Annotated in this window: 18 protein-coding genes; 11 read left to right on the top strand and 7 right to left on the bottom strand. The window is 43.3% G+C overall.

Annotated elements, in window-relative coordinates; all coding sequences use genetic code 11:
• Positions 1–13: 13 nt before the first annotated feature.
• The 5 genes from rng to mreB form a co-directional block, all read right to left on the bottom strand.
• Positions 14–1,483: a ribonuclease G gene (rng, locus tag EAE89_RS03745; RefSeq protein WP_054477062.1), complete on the bottom strand. Its 1,470-nt coding sequence runs from the start codon at positions 1,481–1,483 to the stop codon at positions 14–16.
• Positions 1,480–2,067, bottom strand: a complete 588-nt coding sequence (locus EAE89_RS03740) for a Maf family protein (RefSeq protein ID WP_214085384.1) — start codon at positions 2,065–2,067, stop codon at positions 1,480–1,482. The genes rng and EAE89_RS03740 overlap by 4 nt, the downstream gene beginning before the upstream one ends.
• A gap of 406 nt (positions 2,068–2,473) precedes the next feature.
• The gene (mreD, locus tag EAE89_RS03735; RefSeq protein WP_054477066.1) at positions 2,474–2,962 is read right to left on the bottom strand and encodes a rod shape-determining protein MreD; all 489 of its coding nucleotides are present in this window, start codon (positions 2,960–2,962) and stop codon (positions 2,474–2,476) included.
• Positions 2,962–3,996 (bottom strand): rod shape-determining protein MreC, encoded by a 1,035-nt coding sequence (gene mreC / locus EAE89_RS03730; protein WP_054477161.1) that lies wholly within the window; start codon positions 3,994–3,996, stop codon positions 2,962–2,964. Before mreC ends, mreD begins: the two co-directional genes overlap by 1 nt.
• Before the next feature lie 109 nt (positions 3,997–4,105).
• Positions 4,106–5,149 carry a rod shape-determining protein MreB gene (gene mreB / locus EAE89_RS03725; RefSeq protein ID WP_036768430.1) on the bottom strand — a complete coding sequence of 348 codons (1,044 nt, stop codon included), beginning with the start codon at positions 5,147–5,149 and terminating at the stop codon, positions 4,106–4,108.
• 33 nt (positions 5,150–5,182) lie between these two features.
• On the opposite strand from mreB, the gene EAE89_RS23960 reads away from it, so the two are divergent.
• The 5 genes from EAE89_RS23960 (at position 5,183) to accC (ending at position 9,280) form a co-directional block, all read left to right on the top strand.
• Complete coding sequence (locus EAE89_RS23960) at positions 5,183–5,305, top strand: hypothetical protein (RefSeq protein ID WP_262499856.1); 123 nt, start codon at positions 5,183–5,185, stop codon at positions 5,303–5,305.
• 472 nt (positions 5,306–5,777) lie between these two features.
• Positions 5,778–6,755: an acrylyl-CoA reductase (NADPH) gene (gene acuI, locus EAE89_RS03720; RefSeq protein ID WP_214085383.1), complete on the top strand. Its 978-nt coding sequence runs from the start codon at positions 5,778–5,780 to the stop codon at positions 6,753–6,755.
• 210 nt (positions 6,756–6,965) lie between these two features.
• Positions 6,966–7,418 (top strand): type II 3-dehydroquinate dehydratase, encoded by a 453-nt coding sequence (aroQ, locus tag EAE89_RS03715; protein WP_054477070.1) that lies wholly within the window; start codon positions 6,966–6,968, stop codon positions 7,416–7,418.
• 29 nt (positions 7,419–7,447) lie between these two features.
• Positions 7,448–7,918, top strand: coding sequence for an acetyl-CoA carboxylase biotin carboxyl carrier protein (gene accB / locus EAE89_RS03710; protein WP_054477073.1), 471 nt, complete (start codon positions 7,448–7,450; stop codon positions 7,916–7,918).
• A gap of 12 nt (positions 7,919–7,930) precedes the next feature.
• Positions 7,931–9,280, top strand: a complete 1,350-nt coding sequence (accC, locus tag EAE89_RS03705) for an acetyl-CoA carboxylase biotin carboxylase subunit (protein WP_054477075.1) — start codon at positions 7,931–7,933, stop codon at positions 9,278–9,280.
• A 213-nt stretch (positions 9,281–9,493) separates the two neighbouring features.
• On the opposite strand, the gene lhgO is transcribed toward accC, so the two are convergent.
• Positions 9,494–10,681, bottom strand: coding sequence for an L-2-hydroxyglutarate oxidase (gene lhgO / locus EAE89_RS03700; protein WP_149615861.1), 1,188 nt, complete (start codon positions 10,679–10,681; stop codon positions 9,494–9,496).
• A gap of 374 nt (positions 10,682–11,055) precedes the next feature.
• On the opposite strand from lhgO, the gene EAE89_RS03695 reads away from it, so the two are divergent.
• The 5 genes from EAE89_RS03695 to fis all read left to right on the top strand — a co-directional run bounded on the left by EAE89_RS03695 (position 11,056) and on the right by fis (position 15,235).
• Entirely contained in the window at positions 11,056–11,298 is a 243-nt protein-coding gene (locus EAE89_RS03695) for a YhdT family protein (RefSeq protein ID WP_214085382.1), read from the top strand.
• Complete coding sequence (gene panF / locus EAE89_RS03690; RefSeq protein WP_054477081.1) at positions 11,288–12,733, top strand: sodium/pantothenate symporter; 1,446 nt, start codon at positions 11,288–11,290, stop codon at positions 12,731–12,733. The genes EAE89_RS03695 and panF overlap by 11 nt, the downstream gene beginning before the upstream one ends.
• A 39-nt stretch (positions 12,734–12,772) precedes the next feature.
• Positions 12,773–13,663, top strand: a complete 891-nt coding sequence (prmA, locus tag EAE89_RS03685; protein ID WP_149615863.1) for a 50S ribosomal protein L11 methyltransferase — start codon at positions 12,773–12,775, stop codon at positions 13,661–13,663.
• 284 nt (positions 13,664–13,947) lie between these two features.
• Positions 13,948–14,913 (top strand): tRNA dihydrouridine synthase DusB, encoded by a 966-nt coding sequence (gene dusB, locus EAE89_RS03680; protein WP_054477163.1) that lies wholly within the window; start codon positions 13,948–13,950, stop codon positions 14,911–14,913.
• 25 nt (positions 14,914–14,938) lie between these two features.
• On the top strand, positions 14,939–15,235 hold the full coding sequence (fis, locus tag EAE89_RS03675) for a DNA-binding transcriptional regulator Fis (protein ID WP_010847912.1): 297 nt from the start codon (positions 14,939–14,941) through the stop codon (positions 15,233–15,235).
• 157 nt (positions 15,236–15,392) lie between these two features.
• Here fis and EAE89_RS03670 read toward each other — a convergent pair whose 3' ends face one another.
• Positions 15,393–16,556, bottom strand: a complete 1,164-nt coding sequence (locus EAE89_RS03670; RefSeq protein ID WP_054477086.1) for a multidrug effflux MFS transporter — start codon at positions 16,554–16,556, stop codon at positions 15,393–15,395.
• 103 nt (positions 16,557–16,659) lie between these two features.
• On the opposite strand from EAE89_RS03670, the gene EAE89_RS03665 reads away from it, so the two are divergent.
• Complete coding sequence (locus tag EAE89_RS03665) at positions 16,660–17,439, top strand: AraC family transcriptional regulator (RefSeq protein ID WP_054477088.1); 780 nt, start codon at positions 16,660–16,662, stop codon at positions 17,437–17,439.
• The last annotated feature ends 202 nt before the right edge of the window (positions 17,440–17,641 follow it).

Genomic DNA, 17,641 nt, shown 5'->3' with positions numbered 1-17,641 from the left:
AACCAGATGGTTATTACATCATAACTACGTCAAACTGTTCCTGACTGTAGAGCTGTTCTGTCTGAACTTTTACCTGTTTACCGACAAAAATTTCCACTTCTGCCAGTGCATGAGATTCTTCCCCTTTCAGCGCTTCGACCACAGCTGGCGATGCATAAATAAGGAAGCGATCTGCATCAACTACCCGGTGAACACGCACAATTTCACGCATAATCTCATAACAGACCGTTTCAACAGATTTCACCGTTCCCCTTCCATTACAAGTAGGGCAATCGTCACAGAGTATATGCTCTATGCTCTCACGGGTTCGCTTACGCGTCATTTCTACTAATCCGAGCTGTGAAAAACCATTAATCGTTGTTTTAACGCGATCTTTACTCAGCGCCTGTTCAAGAGAAGCTAATACTCGCCGACGGTGGTCTTCGCTGTTCATATCAATGAAATCAATAATGATAATACCACCCAGATTACGCAATCTTAATTGTCTGGCAATCGCCTGCGTCGCTTCGATATTAGTATTAAAGATAGTTTCTTCCAGATTACGATGTCCGACAAATGCTCCAGTATTAATATCAATTGTGGTCATCGCTTCTGTTTGGTCAATAATCAGATAACCACCTGACTTCAATTCAACTTTACGGTCAAGTGCCCGCTGGATCTCATTTTCTACATCAAACAGATCGAAAATAGGTTGATTACCGTTATAAAGTTCCAGCTTGGCGGTCATTTTAGGAATATATTCACTAATAAATTCTTGTAACTGATTAAACGTTAAACGAGAATCTACACGAATACGATCAAGAGCCGCCCCAGCGAAATCACGTAGAATACGATGAGCCAGAGCCAGTTCACCGTAAAGTTTATTTTTGGTGACATTGCGCTTTTTACGCTCTATTACCTTACTCCACAGTCGTTTCAGGAAAGCCGCATCCTGAGTTAACTCATCGTCACCAACCCCTTCAGCAGCAGTTCTAATAATGAAACCACCATGCTCATCACAATAGTCAGCCACAATATTTTTCAGGCGATTACGCTCTGCTTCACTTTCAATACGTTGTGAAACCCCCACATGAGAAGCACCGGGCATAAATACAAGATAGCGGGAAGGCAATGTAATATCCGTAGTTAGCCTGGCTCCTTTGGTGCCAAGCGGATCTTTCACTACCTGAACCATTAAGTCCTGCCCCTGACGAACCAGCTCAGCAATATCTCGGACATGAAAGTTCTTTTGTTCCTCACCAGCAATGCATTCCGTGTGAGGCATAATATCCGAGGCATGCAGAAAGGCGGCTTTTTCCAACCCAATATCCACAAAAGCCGCTTGCATTCCAGGTAACACCCGGCTTACACGACCTTTGTAAATATTGCCAACAATTCCTCTTTTGGCTTCTCTTTCAACATGGATTTCCTGCAAGATCCCACCATCAATGTAGGCAACGCGCGTTTCAGACGGTGTTATATTGACCAATAGCTCTGCTGTCATGTGTTCCTCTTTCCATCAACTAACGCAAAAAACTTTGTGATTAATTCATGCGTTTCCACCAATGGCAAACCAACTACTGCGTGATAACTACCGTTTAACGTTTTGACAAAGCAACCCGCTTTTCCTTGAATACCATAAGCCCCCGCTTTGTCCATTGGCTCACCAGATGCTACATAATCCAAAATTTCCTGCGTAGATAATTGGCGAAAAGTCACATCCGTAACAACTATATCACTTAAAGTACGCTGACTATCTGATAAAGCAATAGCTGTAATTACCTGATGGCACTGACCGGAAAGTGTACTAAGCATTTCAATGGCATGTTGTTCACTGCGCGGTTTTTCCAGAATTTTATCATTCAATACAACAATCGTATCCGCTCCCAACACCAGAAAATTCTCAGGAGCAATAGCAACCCCCGCCAGAGATTTATCTCTTGCTAATCGGCTGACATATTGACACGGAGTTTCACCCTCTTGCCATTGCTCCTCTATTTGAGGAGAAAGAATTTCAAATTTAAAGTCCAATAATTCAACCAGCTCACGCCGTCTTGGTGAGCCAGAAGCCAAATAGAGGGTTTTCATGATGATATTATCCTTTACTACCTATACCCGTTATCTTTCAAGTTGCCTCCTGGTTGGCTGCACTCACCCCGGTCACAGAGTTCTCTATGCTCCCGGGGATTCGCTCCCTTGCCGTCGCGATCCATATTGAAATCCATTGGGTATATACCATTAGGCTATTTCATTTACTCTTCTTTATAATAAAGAGTCAGCTTAAACAGAACTCAGACAAAAGTATTAACTTTTGAACGCACTTAATATAGCCCAAAGGCGAGCAAAGCGAGTCATCCTCACGTACTATATCTATATGTATCCATAAGTTATGTACGCCGCCCGTATCCACGATTTATTAGAAAGAACGACCGATATCAATAATGTTTACTGGAATAAGCATTTCGTCAAAGCATTAAAAACTACAGTTCAATCATTAACGCACATTAAATTGACGACGAATTTTCCGCATTAACAGGAATAACCACGGCCAAAGGATACCATTGACCAAACTGTTCCAGAATATTTCTGAATGAAAAGCAACATTTGATAACAAAAATTCTGCCCAAAAAACACTAAGGTCCATCAGCACCGATAAAACAACGACTACCAAAGCCTGCTGCCAAAGTGCCATATTGCGGAACAATTGAAACTTAAATGACACCAAATAACTAACAAGACTGTAAGCCAAAGCGTTAACACCCAATGTTGCTCCCTGAATCAGGTCTATAATAATCCCCAGAACAAAACCGGTACCAACACTGACTCTGTGGGGTAATGCCATCCCCCAATAAATGAGCAATAGTGCTGACCAGGTAGGCCGATACATATAAATCTGCTCCGGCCAAGGCATAATTTGCAGCACCATTGCAATCAAGAAAGATAACCAAATGATCCAACGCCCATGACTTCGGTATTGATTCATTAATGATTTCTCACGCTTATAAATTTAGCAGACGTCACTGTCAGCTCAGAATTTTTCACTGTTTCTGTCGTCTTGGTTATTTCATCAGAAACAGAAGAGGGTGCTGGTGGCCCCATTTCATTTGCATGTGGCAATACTTGAGGCATCATTTGCATTAAACGCTCATTGGCTACCCGATAAACATCTGATGGAGGTAATGGCTCGGATGGGTTATTGTCCGCCCCCCACAATAACAGTAAATAACGCAAACGCTGTAACTCTGCCGTTGGCCGAGCTTTAATCACAGTATAGGCCCGTTGATTATCGACTTTAACTGACGAAACTACAGCTACCGGATACCCTTCAGGAAAGCGGCCACCTAATCCAGAAGTGACTAATACATCCCCAACCCGAATATCTGTATTGCTTGGCAATAACTCAAATTGCAAATCATCAGCACAACCCGCACCAGCAACAATAGCCCGAATATCATTACGCAAGACCTGTATTGGCAGAGCATGAGTCGTATCACAAATCAGCAATACCCGGCTGGTAAACTGGCTGACAGCAACAACCTGACCAACAATGCCTTTATCACTGATAACCGGTTGCCCTTCATAAACGCCTTCTCTTGATCCCTTATCAATTACCACCTGATCACTATAAGGATTAGCCTTACCGGAGATCACCTGAGTCACCATCATATGCTCATCCTGACGCAACGGTGATCCCAATAACTCACGTAGGCGGGAATTTTCCTGTTTAAGTTGTCCTAATAACAGCATATCACTGTTTTTCATCAATAATTCTTGGCGTAAGGCGCGATTTTCCAATTGAAGTTGTTCACGGGAGGCAAGCGTTTCTGACACACCATCAAGTACTCGACGCGGACCATTAGCAAGAAAATAAAATGGGCTGACTGCTGTATCCATATAACTGCGTATTTTACTGAGAGCATCAAGGCGGCTATCCGCCACGACCAGAGTAATGGCAACAATAACAGCAAAAAAAAGTCGTAATTGCAGAGAAGGCCCTCTGCTAAAAATTGGCTTCATAAGCTGTGCTATTCCAAACTGTACTGTTTCATAAGCAATGGAATCCAGACAACAATAGCGAGGAGGTCTGAATCTACCTGTCATCCCTCCCCCACTTGCAAGTTAACACTCACTCCTCGCTGAAGAGCTCACCACCATGCATATCAATCATTTCAAGTGCTTTTCCACCGCCACGGGCAACACATGTCAATGGATCTTCCGCAACAATGACAGGAATACCAGTTTCCTCTATCAATAAACGATCAAGATTACGCAGTAGCGCACCACCACCGGTCAGAATCATGCCTCGTTCTGAAATATCGGAAGCCAATTCTGGTGGGCACTGTTCAAGGGCAACCATGACAGCACTAACGATACCTGTTAATGGCTCTTGCAGAGCTTCAAGAATTTCGTTGGAATTAAGGGTAAAACCACGAGGTACGCCTTCAGCCAAATTACGACCACGAACTTCGATCTCTAACATTTCATCGCCGGGATAGGCTGAACCAATAGTGTGTTTAATACGCTCAGCCGTCGCTTCACCAATCAACGCACCATAATTACGGCGGACATAATTGATAATCGCCTCATCGAAACGATCACCACCGATGCGTACAGATGATGAATAAACAACCCCATTCAGAGAAATAACCGCCACTTCCGTGGTACCGCCTCCAATATCCACAACCATTGAACCTGTCGCTTCAGAAACAGGTAAACCAGCGCCGATAGCCGCAGACATGGGTTCTTCAATCAAAAATACTTCGCGGGCTCCAGCACTGAGTGCAGATTCACGAATTGCCCGACGTTCAACCTGCGTTGCACCAACTGGCACACAAACCAGCACCCGTGGGCTTGGGCGCATAAAACTGTTGCTATGAACTTGTTTAATAAAGTGTTGCAGCATTTTCTCTGTAACATAAAAATCAGCAATCACACCATCTTTCATCGGACGAATTGCAGCGATATTGCCTGGGGTGCGGCCCAGCATTTGTTTTGCTTCTTGCCCAACGGCTGCTACACTTTTCGATGAACCTGCACGATCCTGACGGATTGCCACTACAGAAGGTTCATTCAATACAATACCCTGACCTTTGACATAAATAAGGGTATTGGCGGTACCCAAGTCAATAGACAAGTCGTTGGAAAACATGCCACGAAATTTTTTAAACATAGCGAAAGGATAATCCTGCAAGCTGGGGACGGAATGAAACCCGTCTACTCTACCAACCACATGAAGCAGCGACAAGGCGCATTAGCACCTGCTTCAATAAAAAAGTGGCTACGTTATTCATATCAACAACGCAATATTCTACGTTACTTTTCTTAAACAGAGCAGAAAAAAACTGCATAAAAATGGGTTAATTTTGCCAATTGTTCCATAACGAAATGTAGAAACTACCCGATTTTGCATAATTCAACATTATGGATAGTGCCATCGTTACTGTGATAGTCGAGCAACATATCTCTATTCTAACCCGTCGTTGTTCCTGTAAACTCACTAAAATCCACGTTTTTACTTATTATTCCCGATAATCACTGCAACTATCAGTCTGTGTAACGAACCAGCTAATCATGTAATAAATTCCACGTAAAATACAATACTTCCTGCTACAATATAATAAAAGACAGAATTTTCTGAAATAGCTCGCAATATACTGAAACAACATAGAAAAAACGCGAACAAATTCCGTTTTACAATCCATCAAAACTTTATTTTTTCTTATATTTCTTATGTAAACCGCCAATTTTTATCTATTATTATTTAATAAGAAAATCACTTACCAGAGAGCAGAACAATAATGAAATCCCTGCTACTTGAGCAACAACAGAATCAATTATCAGCTTCTATACAGGAAGTTAGCTCCTCCCTTCTGCCTGTGGGAGAGGTTACCGTTGATATCCACTGGTCAACCTTGAATTATAAAGATGCATTAGCAATCACAGGTAAAGGAAAAATTATCCGCCAGTTCCCGATGATACCGGGTATTGATTTTTCAGGAATTGTGCATAGTACTGAAGATCCCCGTTTTCACATTGGTCAGCATGTGCTGCTAACTGGCTGGGGTGTAGGCGAAAATCACTGGGGTGGCCTGGCAGAACAAGCCCGAGTTTCAGGAGAATGGCTGACGCCTTTACCAGCCGGTTTGGATAGCAGACAGGCAATGATCATTGGTACTGCCGGCTTTACTGCAATGCTATGTATTATAGCCCTGGAAGAAGGCGAAGTCGCACCAGAAAATGGTGATGTCATTGTGACTGGCGCCAGCGGCGGTGTAGGGAGTACTGCGGTAGCACTACTTTCACAACTTGGCTATTCCGTTGTTGCTGTCAGCGGCAGGCAGGAAAATCACGAATACCTGTTCTCCCTTGGCGCAAAAAAAGTTCTACCTCGCAATGAATTTAATCGTCCCCCTCGCCCACTAGAAAAACAGCTTTGGGCTGGAGCCATTGATACAGTGGGCGATAATGTACTGGCAACAATACTGGCTCAAACTCACTACAGTGGTACCGTTGCAGCTTGTGGGCTCGCTGGTGGAGTCAATTTGCCAACAACAGTTATGCCATTTATTTTACGGAATATACGTCTGCAAGGAGTAGATTCTGTCACTGTTCCATCAATAAAGCGGCCTGCTGTATGGCAACGCCTGCAAAAACTGTTGCCCGCCTCTTTTTATCAACAGGCAACCACTGAGATAACACTGGATCAAACCATAGAATACGCGAATAAATTAATAGCTAACCAAGTAACAGGACGGACGTTAGTCAAGGTTCGTTGAGAATTGTGACTAGCCTCGAAAGTACAGCTGTTTTATTCTTGACATTTTCTCTGATAAGACCAGTATTTAGCTGCTAAATGCCACGATATTGTTATAATGTCGCGCTTTACCGCAGAAACAAGCTTAGTGACGGTTATAAAAAGATGACAAATCGTTAACAGCGGATTATGTTGAGGCGATTGTTGACAAATTGCCGGAGATACCAGCACAATGGCAGACAAGTTTCACATTTTACTCCTTAATGGCCCTAACCTAAATATGTTGGGAACCCGGGAGCCAGATATCTACGGCAGCTTAACGCTTGATGATATCGTCAGCAAATTGTCTGAAAAAGCCCATAAATTGGGGATTAAATTCAGTCATCTGCAATCCAACGCAGAATTTGAGCTGATAAACAGAATTCATTCTGCACAGGGTAATACTGATTTTATCTTAATTAACCCAGCTGCATTCACGCATACCAGCGTGGCACTACGTGATGCATTGTTGACGGTAAAGATCCCATTTATTGAGATCCACCTCTCCAATGTTCACGCTCGCGAGCCATTCCGTCATCACTCATACCTTTCAGATCTTGCCGTTGGTGTAATCTGCGGTTTAGGAGTCGATGGCTATAGCTTTGCATTACAGGCAGCGGTAAACCGCTTGTCAAAACTCAACTAAATAAAACAGAAGAGTACGGAATCACACTCATGGATATTCGTAAAATAAAAAAACTGATCGAGCTGGTTGAAGAATCTGGCATTTCTGAACTGGAAATCTCTGAAGGAGAAGAGTCAGTGCGCATCAGCCGCGCATTAGCACCCCAGAGTTTTCAGGTAGCTCAACAATATATTCCCGTTCAAACACAACAACCTGCGCTGGCTAACGCTGTTGCACCTTCTCAAGCTCTGCCGGAAACGATCAGCGAAAGATCAGCTGAAATTAGTGGTCACATTGTTCGTTCTCCAATGGTGGGTACTTTCTACCGTACACCTAGCCCAGATGCGAAACCATTTATCGAAGTCGGACAACGTATCAATGTGGGTGATACCCTGTGTATCGTTGAAGCAATGAAAATGATGAACCAGATCGAAGCCGACAAATCAGGTGTGGTTAAAGCGATTCTTGTGGAAAGCGGTCAACCCGTTGAATTTGACGAGCCATTGGTCGTCATCGAATAACGAGGCGTTCCCATGCTTGATAAAATTGTAATTGCTAACCGTGGTGAAATCGCACTGCGTATCCTGCGAGCTTGTAAAGAGTTGGGGATCAAAACCGTTGCGGTACATTCATCTGCGGATCGTGACTTAAAACACGTACTATTGGCAGACGAAACTATCTGTATTGGCCCAGCAGCTTCTGCAAAAAGCTATCTGAATATCCCGGCGATTATTTCGGCGGCAGAAATCACGGGTGCAGTAGCCATTCACCCTGGTTACGGTTTCCTGTCTGAAAACGCAGACTTTGCGGAACAAGTTGAACGTTCTGGCTTTATTTTTATTGGCCCGAAAGCAGAAACGATCCGCCTGATGGGTGATAAAGTTTCCGCTATCAATGCGATGAAAAAAGCCGGCGTTCCTTGTGTACCTGGTTCTGATGGCCCACTGTCTGATGACACAGAGAAAAATAAAGCCATTGCTAAACGCATCGGTTATCCCGTAATCATCAAAGCATCCGGTGGTGGAGGCGGTCGCGGTATGCGCGTCGTCCGCAGAGATCAAGATCTGGAACAATCAATTAATATGACCCGTGCGGAAGCAAAAGCTGCTTTCAATAACGATATGGTTTACATGGAAAAATTCCTTGAAAACCCACGTCATATTGAGATCCAAGTATTGGCTGACGGTCAGGGTCAGGCAATTTATTTGGCTGAACGTGATTGCTCTATGCAACGCCGTCACCAAAAAGTTGTTGAAGAAGCCCCTGCGCCGGGTATCACGCCAGAAATGCGTCGCAACATTGGTGAGCGCTGTTCCAACGCATGTATCGAAATTGGCTATCGTGGTGCGGGTACCTTCGAGTTCTTGTATGAAAACGGTGAGTTTTATTTCATTGAAATGAATACTCGTATTCAGGTTGAACACCCAGTGACAGAAATGATTACTGGTGTTGACCTGATTAAAGAGCAGTTGCGGATTGCCGCAGGAATGCCGCTTTCAATTAAGCAGAAAGATGTTATCGTTCGTGGTCACGCTATTGAATGCCGTATTAACGCTGAAGATGCGAACACTTTCCTGCCAAGCCCAGGTAAAATCACCCGCTTCCACTCACCCGGTGGATTTGGTGTGCGTTGGGAATCGCATATTTACGCCGGCTACACCGTGCCACCTTACTATGATTCAATGATTGGTAAGTTGATTACTTACGGTGAAAATCGCGATAACGCCATTGCTCGTATGAAAAACGCATTGGCAGAACTGATTATCGATGGCATTAAGACAAATATCGAGCTTCAGCAAGCGATTATGAATGATGAAAATTTCCAGAATGGTGGCACTAATATCCACTATCTGGAGAAAAAACTGGGATTACAGGAAACTTAAAACCGGTTTAGATAACATCTATACCCAATAGATTTCAAGATGCATCGCGACGGCAAGGGAGCGAATCCCCGGGAGCATAGAGAACTCTGTGACCGGGGTGAGTGAGTGCAGCCAACAAAGAGGCAACTTGAAAGATAACAGGTATATATATTTTTAAGGGGCGTTTAAACGCTCCTTTTTTATAGAGTCATCGTTATTTTATTTATCACCCATTTAAGCAGACAAATACTGGTGAACAATTTCACGGCCTATTTCAATTGAAGCCGTTGCTGCCGGTGAAGGCGCATTGCAAACGTGTAGTGAGCGCTTACCAGCAACGATATGAAAATCATCAACCAACTTGCCATCGGCAGTCAATGCTTGGGCACGTACACCAGAGGGGCCAGGAACAATATCCTCGACATTGAGTTCAGGTATCAAGCAACGGGCATTGGCAACAAACCGCTTTTTACATAATGAGCGGTACATCTCCGCCATTCCTTCACCAAAATAAGTTCGAGCGATTTTCCAAAAACCACGGTAACTCAATATCTCACTAAGATCTTTCAGATTAATATCGGTTTTCTTATAGCCTTCGCGCTTAAATGCCAGTACCGCATTCGGACCAATATCACGTTTACCATTATACATGCGGGTAAAATGTACACCAAGGAAAGGGAAATCGGGATTCGGTACTGGGTAGATTAAATGGTTAACCAAGTCGTTTTTTTCACTATTTAACACATAATATTCACCACGAAAGGGAATGATTTTCATACCGATATCATAACCTGCCAAACAGGCGATACGATCGCTATGCAACCCGGCGCAATTAATCAACCATTTTGCCTGATAACTATTTTGTGGCGTGATAACGTCTACTTTGTCACTGCGTTCTTTAATATCTGTAACCATTTGACCATAAATCAAAGTCGCACTACGCCGCTGGATGATCTCTGCCATTTTATTTGCAACTTCTTTATAGTTCACAATACCAGCATCGGGAACAAGTAACGCTTCTAACCCATTAACATGCGGCTCACGCTCATTAAGTTGCAAACAGTTTAGTCGGCTAATTTCCAAACCATTTTGCAATCCACGCTGATAGAGACTTTCTAGCAATGGTAATTCTTTCGGCTGTGTGGCAACAATCACCTTACCACAGCGATCATGGTACAACCCATGCTCGCGACAAAAGGAAAACATGGTTTTATTACCACGCGTCGCCAGACGAGCCTTCAGGCTGCCAGGTTTATAATAAATACCTGAATGCACCACATTGCTATTATGACCGCTCTGATGCCTAGCTGGCGTGTTTTCTTTATCTAACATCAATATCTTGATGTTCGGCTGAGCCTCCTGCAACGCGTTAGCAACGCCAAGCCCGACAATACCAATACCAACAATAATATAATCATACATACTCTATTCCTTATTATTGACTCAACTACTGTTCAACCTATTCTTCTAAATTTTTTCAATGAGTAAAGTTTGATATTCCTGATATTAGTCAGGCCAATTTCCGTAGAATAGTAGATTCTTCCAATAGGAATAGTCACTATCGATAAAAATATTTTACCAATATTTTTAATTTTCCCCACTATAGCAAACATAGTGACAAATATTAGACAAATTACTGCCAACAATAATTTAATTTCATATTGCGTTTCACGGTATTAATTTTTCAGCAAAACTAAAATTATTTACTTCATCATCATATTTTGCCTGAATAAATCCATATCTTGCCGTACAATCCTTCCTTTCCCATCTTGTTTATTTAATTACCGGAAGAACGAATGGACAAACGATTTGTTCAATCCCATAAAGAAGCACGCTGGGCTGTATTCCTGACGCTCGCCTATCTTATTGGCTGGCTGCTGACAGCCTATTTGCCCGATGATGCTCCTGGTGTCACTGGCTTACCGCGCTGGTTTGAAATGGCATGTTTGTTACTGCCTGTAACATTTATCATCCTCTGCTGGTTGATGGTTAAATTTATTTTCAAAGAAGTCCCATTGGAGGATGAGAATGCAAAGTGAAGTTATCTTACCTCTGCTAGGCTACCTTGCTTTGGTATTTCTTTTATCAATTTACGCTTATAGACGCCGCCAGCAAGGTTCTTTCTTGACTGAATATTTCCTTGGTAATCGCTCAATGGGTGGTTTTGTACTGGCAATGACCATTACCGCGACCTATATCAGTGCCAGCTCATTCATTGGCGGGCCAGGAGCAGCCTATAAATATGGCCTTGGATGGGTATTACTGTCTCTGATTCAGTTGCCAGCAATATGGCTGTCCCTTGGCGTACTGGGTAAAAAATTTGCCATTCTCGCCCGGCGCTATAATGCTGTCACTCTCAATGACATGCTGTATGCCCGCTATGGCAGTCGTTTTCTGGTTTGGTTTGCCAGTTTAAGCCTTTTAGTGGCTTTTATCGGAGCAATGACAGTTCAGTTTATTGGCGGCGCACGCCTGCTAGAGACCGCCGCAGGTATCCCTTATGGCACTGGATTAATGATTTTTGGTATCTCTATCGCTCTCTATACCGCATTTGGTGGTTTTAGAGCAGGAGTCCTCAATGATGCCCTGCAAGGGCTGGTCATGCTGCTAGGCACAGTTCTGCTGCTAGTAGCTGTTATCTATAAAGCAGGTGGTTTGCCGGAAGCGATTGCCACATTACGAGCTATTAATCCTGAATTAGTTTCCCCACAAGGAGCAGACCATATCCTCAACGGGCCTTTCATGGCATCTTTTTGGATACTCGTCTGTTTTGGCGTCATCGGGCTACCTCATACCGCAGTTCGTTGCATCTCCTACCGCGATAGCAAAGCCGTCCATCATGGGATTATCATCGGTACCATCGTCATGACCATCCTCATATTTGGTATGCACTTGGCAGGCGCTCTTGGCCGGGCAATTATTCCGGATCTGACCATTCCCGATCAAGTGATCCCAACCCTGATGATCACCGTGTTGCCACCATTCGCCGCCGGAATTTTTCTGGCCGCACCGATGGCGGCAATTATGTCAACGATCAATGCACAATTACTGCAATCTTCTGCCACGATCGTAAAAGATCTCTATCTAAACCTGTTTCCACAACAAATCGCTCAAGAAAAGAAATTGGCCCGGATTTCCAATGGTTCTACCTTAGTTCTTGGCTTGTTGCTACTTTTAGCTGCCTGGCGTCCACCAGAAATGATCATCTGGCTGAATTTACTGGCTTTCGGGGGCTTACAAGCCGTATTCCTCTGGCCATTAGTGCTGGGACTATACTGGGAAAAAGCTAATGCATATGGCGCAGTCAGCTCAATGATCACAGGGGCCGCAAGTTACACCCTGCTCGCCAGTTTCAATATTCAGCTATTAAACTTTCATCCGATCGTACCATCACTGCTACTCAGCCTGCTGGCTTTTGGGATTGGTAATACCATCGGCCACCAGTTGTCACAACGAGTGATCAAGCTTCATTAAGCTGGTCGTTTTAACTTATTTTTAAGAAAGAGAATTTTTATGCCTTGGATACAACTTCGATTAAATACCACAGGACAGCTAGCTGAATCCCTGGGGGATAATCTGATGGAAAGTGGAGCAGTATCAGTCACTTTTCAGGACAGCCATGATAACCCTGTATTCGAGCCTCTACCAGGTGAAACCCGTTTGTGGGGAGATACAGACGTCATCGGGCTTTATGATGCTGAAACCGATATGAAAGCAGTTATCCGCCAACTTGAACAAGTTCCCCAGCTGGGTAAAGGATTTATTCATAAAATTGAGCAACTGGAAGATAAAGACTGGGAACGCGAATGGATGGATAACTTCCACCCAATGCGTTTTGGTGACCGTCTATGGATCTGTCCAAGCTGGCGTGACATTCCTGATCCTAATGCTGTCAATGTCATGCTAGACCCTGGGCTGGCTTTTGGTACAGGTACCCATCCAACGACATCATTATGTCTTCAATGGCTGGATAGCCTTAATCTCGAGGGTAAAACCATCATTGATTTTGGTTGCGGCTCCGGCATATTGGCAATTGCTGCATTAAAACTCGGTGCAGCGCACGCTATTGGCATAGATATCGATCCACAAGCCATTCAAGCCAGCCGAGATAACGCAGAGCGTAACGGCGTTCTGGAGCGTTTAACGCTGTATCTGGCGAAAGATCAACCAAACAATCTTGAATCTGACGTAGTAATTGCTAATATTCTGGCAGGCCCCTTACGTGAGCTTGCCCCTGTAATTGGTACATTACCAAAATCGGGGGGTCTGTTAGGGTTATCTGGTGTGTTAGCAAGTCAGGCAGAAAGTGTTATTCAAGCCTATACTGATAAATTCATGATAGATCCTGTTGCGGAACAAGAAGAGTGGTGTCGGATATCTGGGGTAAAAATAGTAACAAATTAAGATTATTTTATTTTGTTATGATAAGTAAGAGTAACTTTTGATCACTTACTGGTGGTAATCCGTGCTATCAGAAAACTTACTGATAGAAAAATCCTAAGTGATAAACTTTACCAATAACATATAACACCATGTTATTTATGAATAATTATATTTACTCCAGAATAAAAGCTGGAAAAAAGTTGTAACAAATGTCGATTTGCTCAAAGTTTGGCCTTTCATATTTTGCGAAAAATGCGTAATATACGCGCCCTTGCAGTCACAGTATGGCCACTCTTTTTTCGTCTATGCGTATCGGACAATACCAGCTGAAAAACTGTCTTATTGCGGCCCCAATGGCTGGCATCACTGATCGTCCATTTCGGTCACTATGCTATGCAATGGGTGCGGGAATGACAGTATCGGAAATGCTTTCTTCCAATCCACAAGTTTGGAAGACAGACAAATCCCGGCTACGTATGGTTCATAGTGACGAACCGGGAATTCGTTCCGTGCAAATTGCCGGTAATGATCCAGATGAGATGGCAGCGGCAGCGAAAATTAACGTCGCTAATGGTGCTCAAATCATTGATATCAACATGGGGTGCCCAGCCAAGAAAGTGAATCGTAAGTTGGCAGGTTCAGCTTTACTACGTTACCCGGAACTGGTCGAAAAGATCCTTTCCGCTGTTGTAAACGCAGTAGATGTTCCTGTTACGCTGAAAATTCGCACTGGATGGTCGCCAGAAGAACGAAACTGTGTAAAAATTGCCCAATTGGCCGAGCATTGTGGTATTCAGGCTCTAACGATTCACGGCAGGACTCGTACCTGTCTGTTTAACGGAAAAGCAGAGTATGACAATATTCGGACAGTTAAGCAGACTGTTGCCATCCCGGTTATTGCCAATGGTGACATTACTGACCCGCTTAAGGCCAGAGCAGTGCTTGAATACACCGGGGCTGATGCCCTGATGATAGGCCGCGCTGCTCAGGGAAGACCCTGGATCTTCCGGGAAATCCAGCACTATCTGGAAACAGGGGAACTGCTGCCACCGATGCCAATTGGCGAAGTGCAGCGTTTAATGAACGAGCATGTACGGGAATTGCACGACTTTTATGGTCCAAGCAAGGGAGCCCGTATCGCACGTAAGCATGTATCTTGGTATCTCCGGGAACATGCTCCTGATGACCAGTTCCGGCGCACATTTAACACCATAGAGGATGCCAGCGAACAGCTGGAGGTGTTGAAGGCATATTTCGAAAATTTTGCGTAATATAAAGAAAAGAGCTGACAGAACTATGTTCGAACAACGCGTAAATTCTGACGTACTAACCGTTGCTACTGTAAATTCACAAGATCAGGTAACTCAAAAACCTTTGCGTGACTCAGTTAAACAAGCACTGAAGAACTATTTTGCTCAACTGAATGGTCAAGATGTTAATGACCTGTATGAGTTGGTACTGGCTGAAGTGGAACAACCATTGTTGGACATGGTGATGCAATATACCCGTGGCAACCAAACACGTGCTGCTCTGATGATGGGCATCAACCGTGGTACACTGCGTAAGAAATTGAAAAAATACGGTATGAACTGATAGAAATCAGTTAACTTACTAAAAAAAGACACTTTTACTTTGTTGAAGTGTCTTTTTTTGCTACCTGTTATATACAGCAAAAGGAGCCGCAGAATATAAAATCTTTATCTATTCTACTAACTATTCACTCATGATTCGAAGTTCTCCTGACATCAGGTCATTTCATCACTGACCGGTTATTTCCAGATTTTACCAGCCTCAAATAATTACTTACCGCTAGCAATAAAATAAAACAACCACAATATACCAAGACAACACCGAAGCGTTGGTACCAACCAGTTAGCATCAAACCGCCCCCCAACATCAAATAGTAAAGTAAACCCAATAATGCCCCTGCGGTTCCCAATCTATCCGTATAATTGATCAATGCAGAAGATAGGATGTTAGGAATCGCAATTCCGTAGGCCACAACAACCAAAATCATAGGTAAAATAAATAGCCAGGTAACTTCCATAGCCATTATCAATCCTCCACCGACAAGAACAATGACAGAAGAAAGCAGCACTAAATTTGATGAATTCCATTCTTTTTTCAGCAAGAATTTATTCAACCAAGCACCAATTCCTACTCCCAATGCCAAAAATAATCCCGTGTAACCAAACATCTCAGGAGAGAATCCTAACCGCTCAAAATTAAATGGGGCTAATTGATAATAACTAAACAAACACAGGTTAAAGAGAGCTATCAACAGCGCATTGCACCAAATTGCTAGATCCTTAAGCATGATAATTAAAGTACTTATTAGTGGTACTTTCACCACTGCTGTCGGGCGGGTTTCAGGTAAATGAATGACAGACCAGCCTGATAATAATACCGCGAGTAAAGACAAACCAAAAAAGACGCCTTTATATCCCCAGAAGTGTACCAAAATAGAACCACTTATCATGCCAATTGCCGGGCTTATTGCTAAGGCTATTCCCATAATAGAAAACACCCGAGCCAGTTCACTTCTCTGGTAAGAATCTCTCAGCATTGTTTGAGTCCCTACCGAACCTACGGCAGCACCAAACGCAGATAACATTCTGGCGGCCAGTAATAACTCAAACTGGCTGCTGAGTAGTGCCATTAGCGAAGCACAGCTATAGAGTAACAACCCACCCAACAGCGTTGGCCGTCTGCCGATGAGATCGCACATACGCCCCCAAATGACCACACCGATAGCAAATGCAAAAAAATACAAAGATAGAGTTTGAGCAGCCTGCTCGGCGCTAACTTTAAATTCCTTTGCGATATTGGTTAATGCCGGGCTATAAATGGTTTCTACAATTTGTGGAAACATCATCAACGCTGTTGCCAGCGCAAGTCCAGGTTTACGTTGCATTGTATTTTTCTTAATCAGTTAGACAATAAAACGTAAATTAGCATGCTCTCAATTGTCTTATTATAATAATAAAGACAATTTATTTATTAAATCGGACATTAATATGGCATGGCTTTCCCGTGATGATAGTTTTGATCCTGACAGCCTTGAAGTACCAGTAATAGGGATTGCAGCTGAACTAGGCCAGCATGATTCAGGACCTCATCAACATGAAATGGGACAATTATTATTTACCCAGCAAGGGTGCATTAATATCACCCTGGCAGATCACTTATGCATACTTCCACCGACTCGGGTTGCTTGGATTCCACCGCGTATTACTCATAGAGCTGAGATAAAAGAATCCGTCGGGTATCGCTCGATTTATCTAGATGTAAATCGGATCGGATGTTTAGCAGAAAACGTTGAAGTATTGGAAGTTACACCTCTGTTACGTGAAGTATTAGAGCGAATAGCACTGTCACCTTTTAATACAGATTGGTTAGATGGACCTGCGGCTAACCTGTTAGCCGTTTGTCTTGACGAAATCCATCTGGCAAAGAGAGAGCCTACATTATTACCACTCCCTTTCGATCGTCGTTTATCCTGCATCCCTATAACAACACTGCCACCACAGCTCAAAATACTGGCAATGAATATCGGAGCCAGTGAGAAAACTATCAGTCGGATATTTCGCCGGGAAACAGGACTCAGTTATCAACAATGGCGCCAACAGTGGCGTTTGATCAAATCTATAGAATTACTGGCGAAACAGAGTAATTTGTCATCTGTCGCTAATGAATTAGAATTTTCCAGCGATAGCGCTTTTATCATCTTTTTCAAGAAAATGACCGGGCAACCACCGAGAGAATATATGTCTGCTTATAAGGAACGTAGTTATTGAGGCAAGTAGTTATTGAGATAATATACAAAAAATTGCCGACATCAAAAGAACTATTCACCATATGAACATAGACATCGGCAAGTGCATCAAATAAAGCAGATAATTAAATATACCCAATAGATTTCAAGTTGCAGTGCGGCGGCAAGTGAACGCATCCCCAGGAGCATAGATAACTATGTGACTGGGGTAAGTAAACGCAGCC

The sequence above is a fragment of the Photorhabdus heterorhabditis genome, from assembly GCF_018448905.1.
Lineage (GTDB): Bacteria > Pseudomonadota > Gammaproteobacteria > Enterobacterales > Enterobacteriaceae > Photorhabdus > Photorhabdus heterorhabditis.
The sequence above is the reverse complement of the archived record's forward strand: the minus strand, read 5'-3'. Positions and strand labels throughout refer to the sequence as shown.

Bases quoted from the DNA above. Each gene is read 5' to 3' on its own strand.
- rng (WP_054477062.1), bottom strand. From the start codon at position 1,483: ATGACAGCAGAGCTATTGGTCAATATAACACCGTCTGAAACGCGCGTT.
- EAE89_RS03740 (WP_214085384.1), bottom strand. From the start codon at position 2,067: ATGAAAACCCTCTATTTGGCTTCTGGCTCACCAAGACGGCGTGAGCTG.
- mreD (WP_054477066.1), bottom strand. From the start codon at position 2,962: ATGAATCAATACCGAAGTCATGGGCGTTGGATCATTTGGTTATCTTTC.
- mreC (WP_054477161.1), bottom strand. From the start codon at position 3,996: ATGAAGCCAATTTTTAGCAGAGGGCCTTCTCTGCAATTACGACTTTTT.
- mreB (WP_036768430.1), bottom strand. From the start codon at position 5,149: ATGTTTAAAAAATTTCGTGGCATGTTTTCCAACGACTTGTCTATTGAC.
- EAE89_RS23960 (WP_262499856.1), top strand. From the start codon at position 5,183: ATGAAACCCGTCTACTCTACCAACCACATGAAGCAGCGACAAGGCGCA.
- acuI (WP_214085383.1), top strand. From the start codon at position 5,778: ATGAAATCCCTGCTACTTGAGCAACAACAGAATCAATTATCAGCTTCT.
- aroQ (WP_054477070.1), top strand. From the start codon at position 6,966: ATGGCAGACAAGTTTCACATTTTACTCCTTAATGGCCCTAACCTAAAT.
- accB (WP_054477073.1), top strand. From the start codon at position 7,448: ATGGATATTCGTAAAATAAAAAAACTGATCGAGCTGGTTGAAGAATCT.
- accC (WP_054477075.1), top strand. From the start codon at position 7,931: ATGCTTGATAAAATTGTAATTGCTAACCGTGGTGAAATCGCACTGCGT.
- lhgO (WP_149615861.1), bottom strand. From the start codon at position 10,681: ATGTATGATTATATTATTGTTGGTATTGGTATTGTCGGGCTTGGCGTT.
- EAE89_RS03695 (WP_214085382.1), top strand. From the start codon at position 11,056: ATGGACAAACGATTTGTTCAATCCCATAAAGAAGCACGCTGGGCTGTA.
- panF (WP_054477081.1), top strand. From the start codon at position 11,288: ATGCAAAGTGAAGTTATCTTACCTCTGCTAGGCTACCTTGCTTTGGTA.
- prmA (WP_149615863.1), top strand. From the start codon at position 12,773: ATGCCTTGGATACAACTTCGATTAAATACCACAGGACAGCTAGCTGAA.
- dusB (WP_054477163.1), top strand. From the start codon at position 13,948: ATGCGTATCGGACAATACCAGCTGAAAAACTGTCTTATTGCGGCCCCA.
- fis (WP_010847912.1), top strand. From the start codon at position 14,939: ATGTTCGAACAACGCGTAAATTCTGACGTACTAACCGTTGCTACTGTA.
- EAE89_RS03670 (WP_054477086.1), bottom strand. From the start codon at position 16,556: ATGCAACGTAAACCTGGACTTGCGCTGGCAACAGCGTTGATGATGTTT.
- EAE89_RS03665 (WP_054477088.1), top strand. From the start codon at position 16,660: ATGGCATGGCTTTCCCGTGATGATAGTTTTGATCCTGACAGCCTTGAA.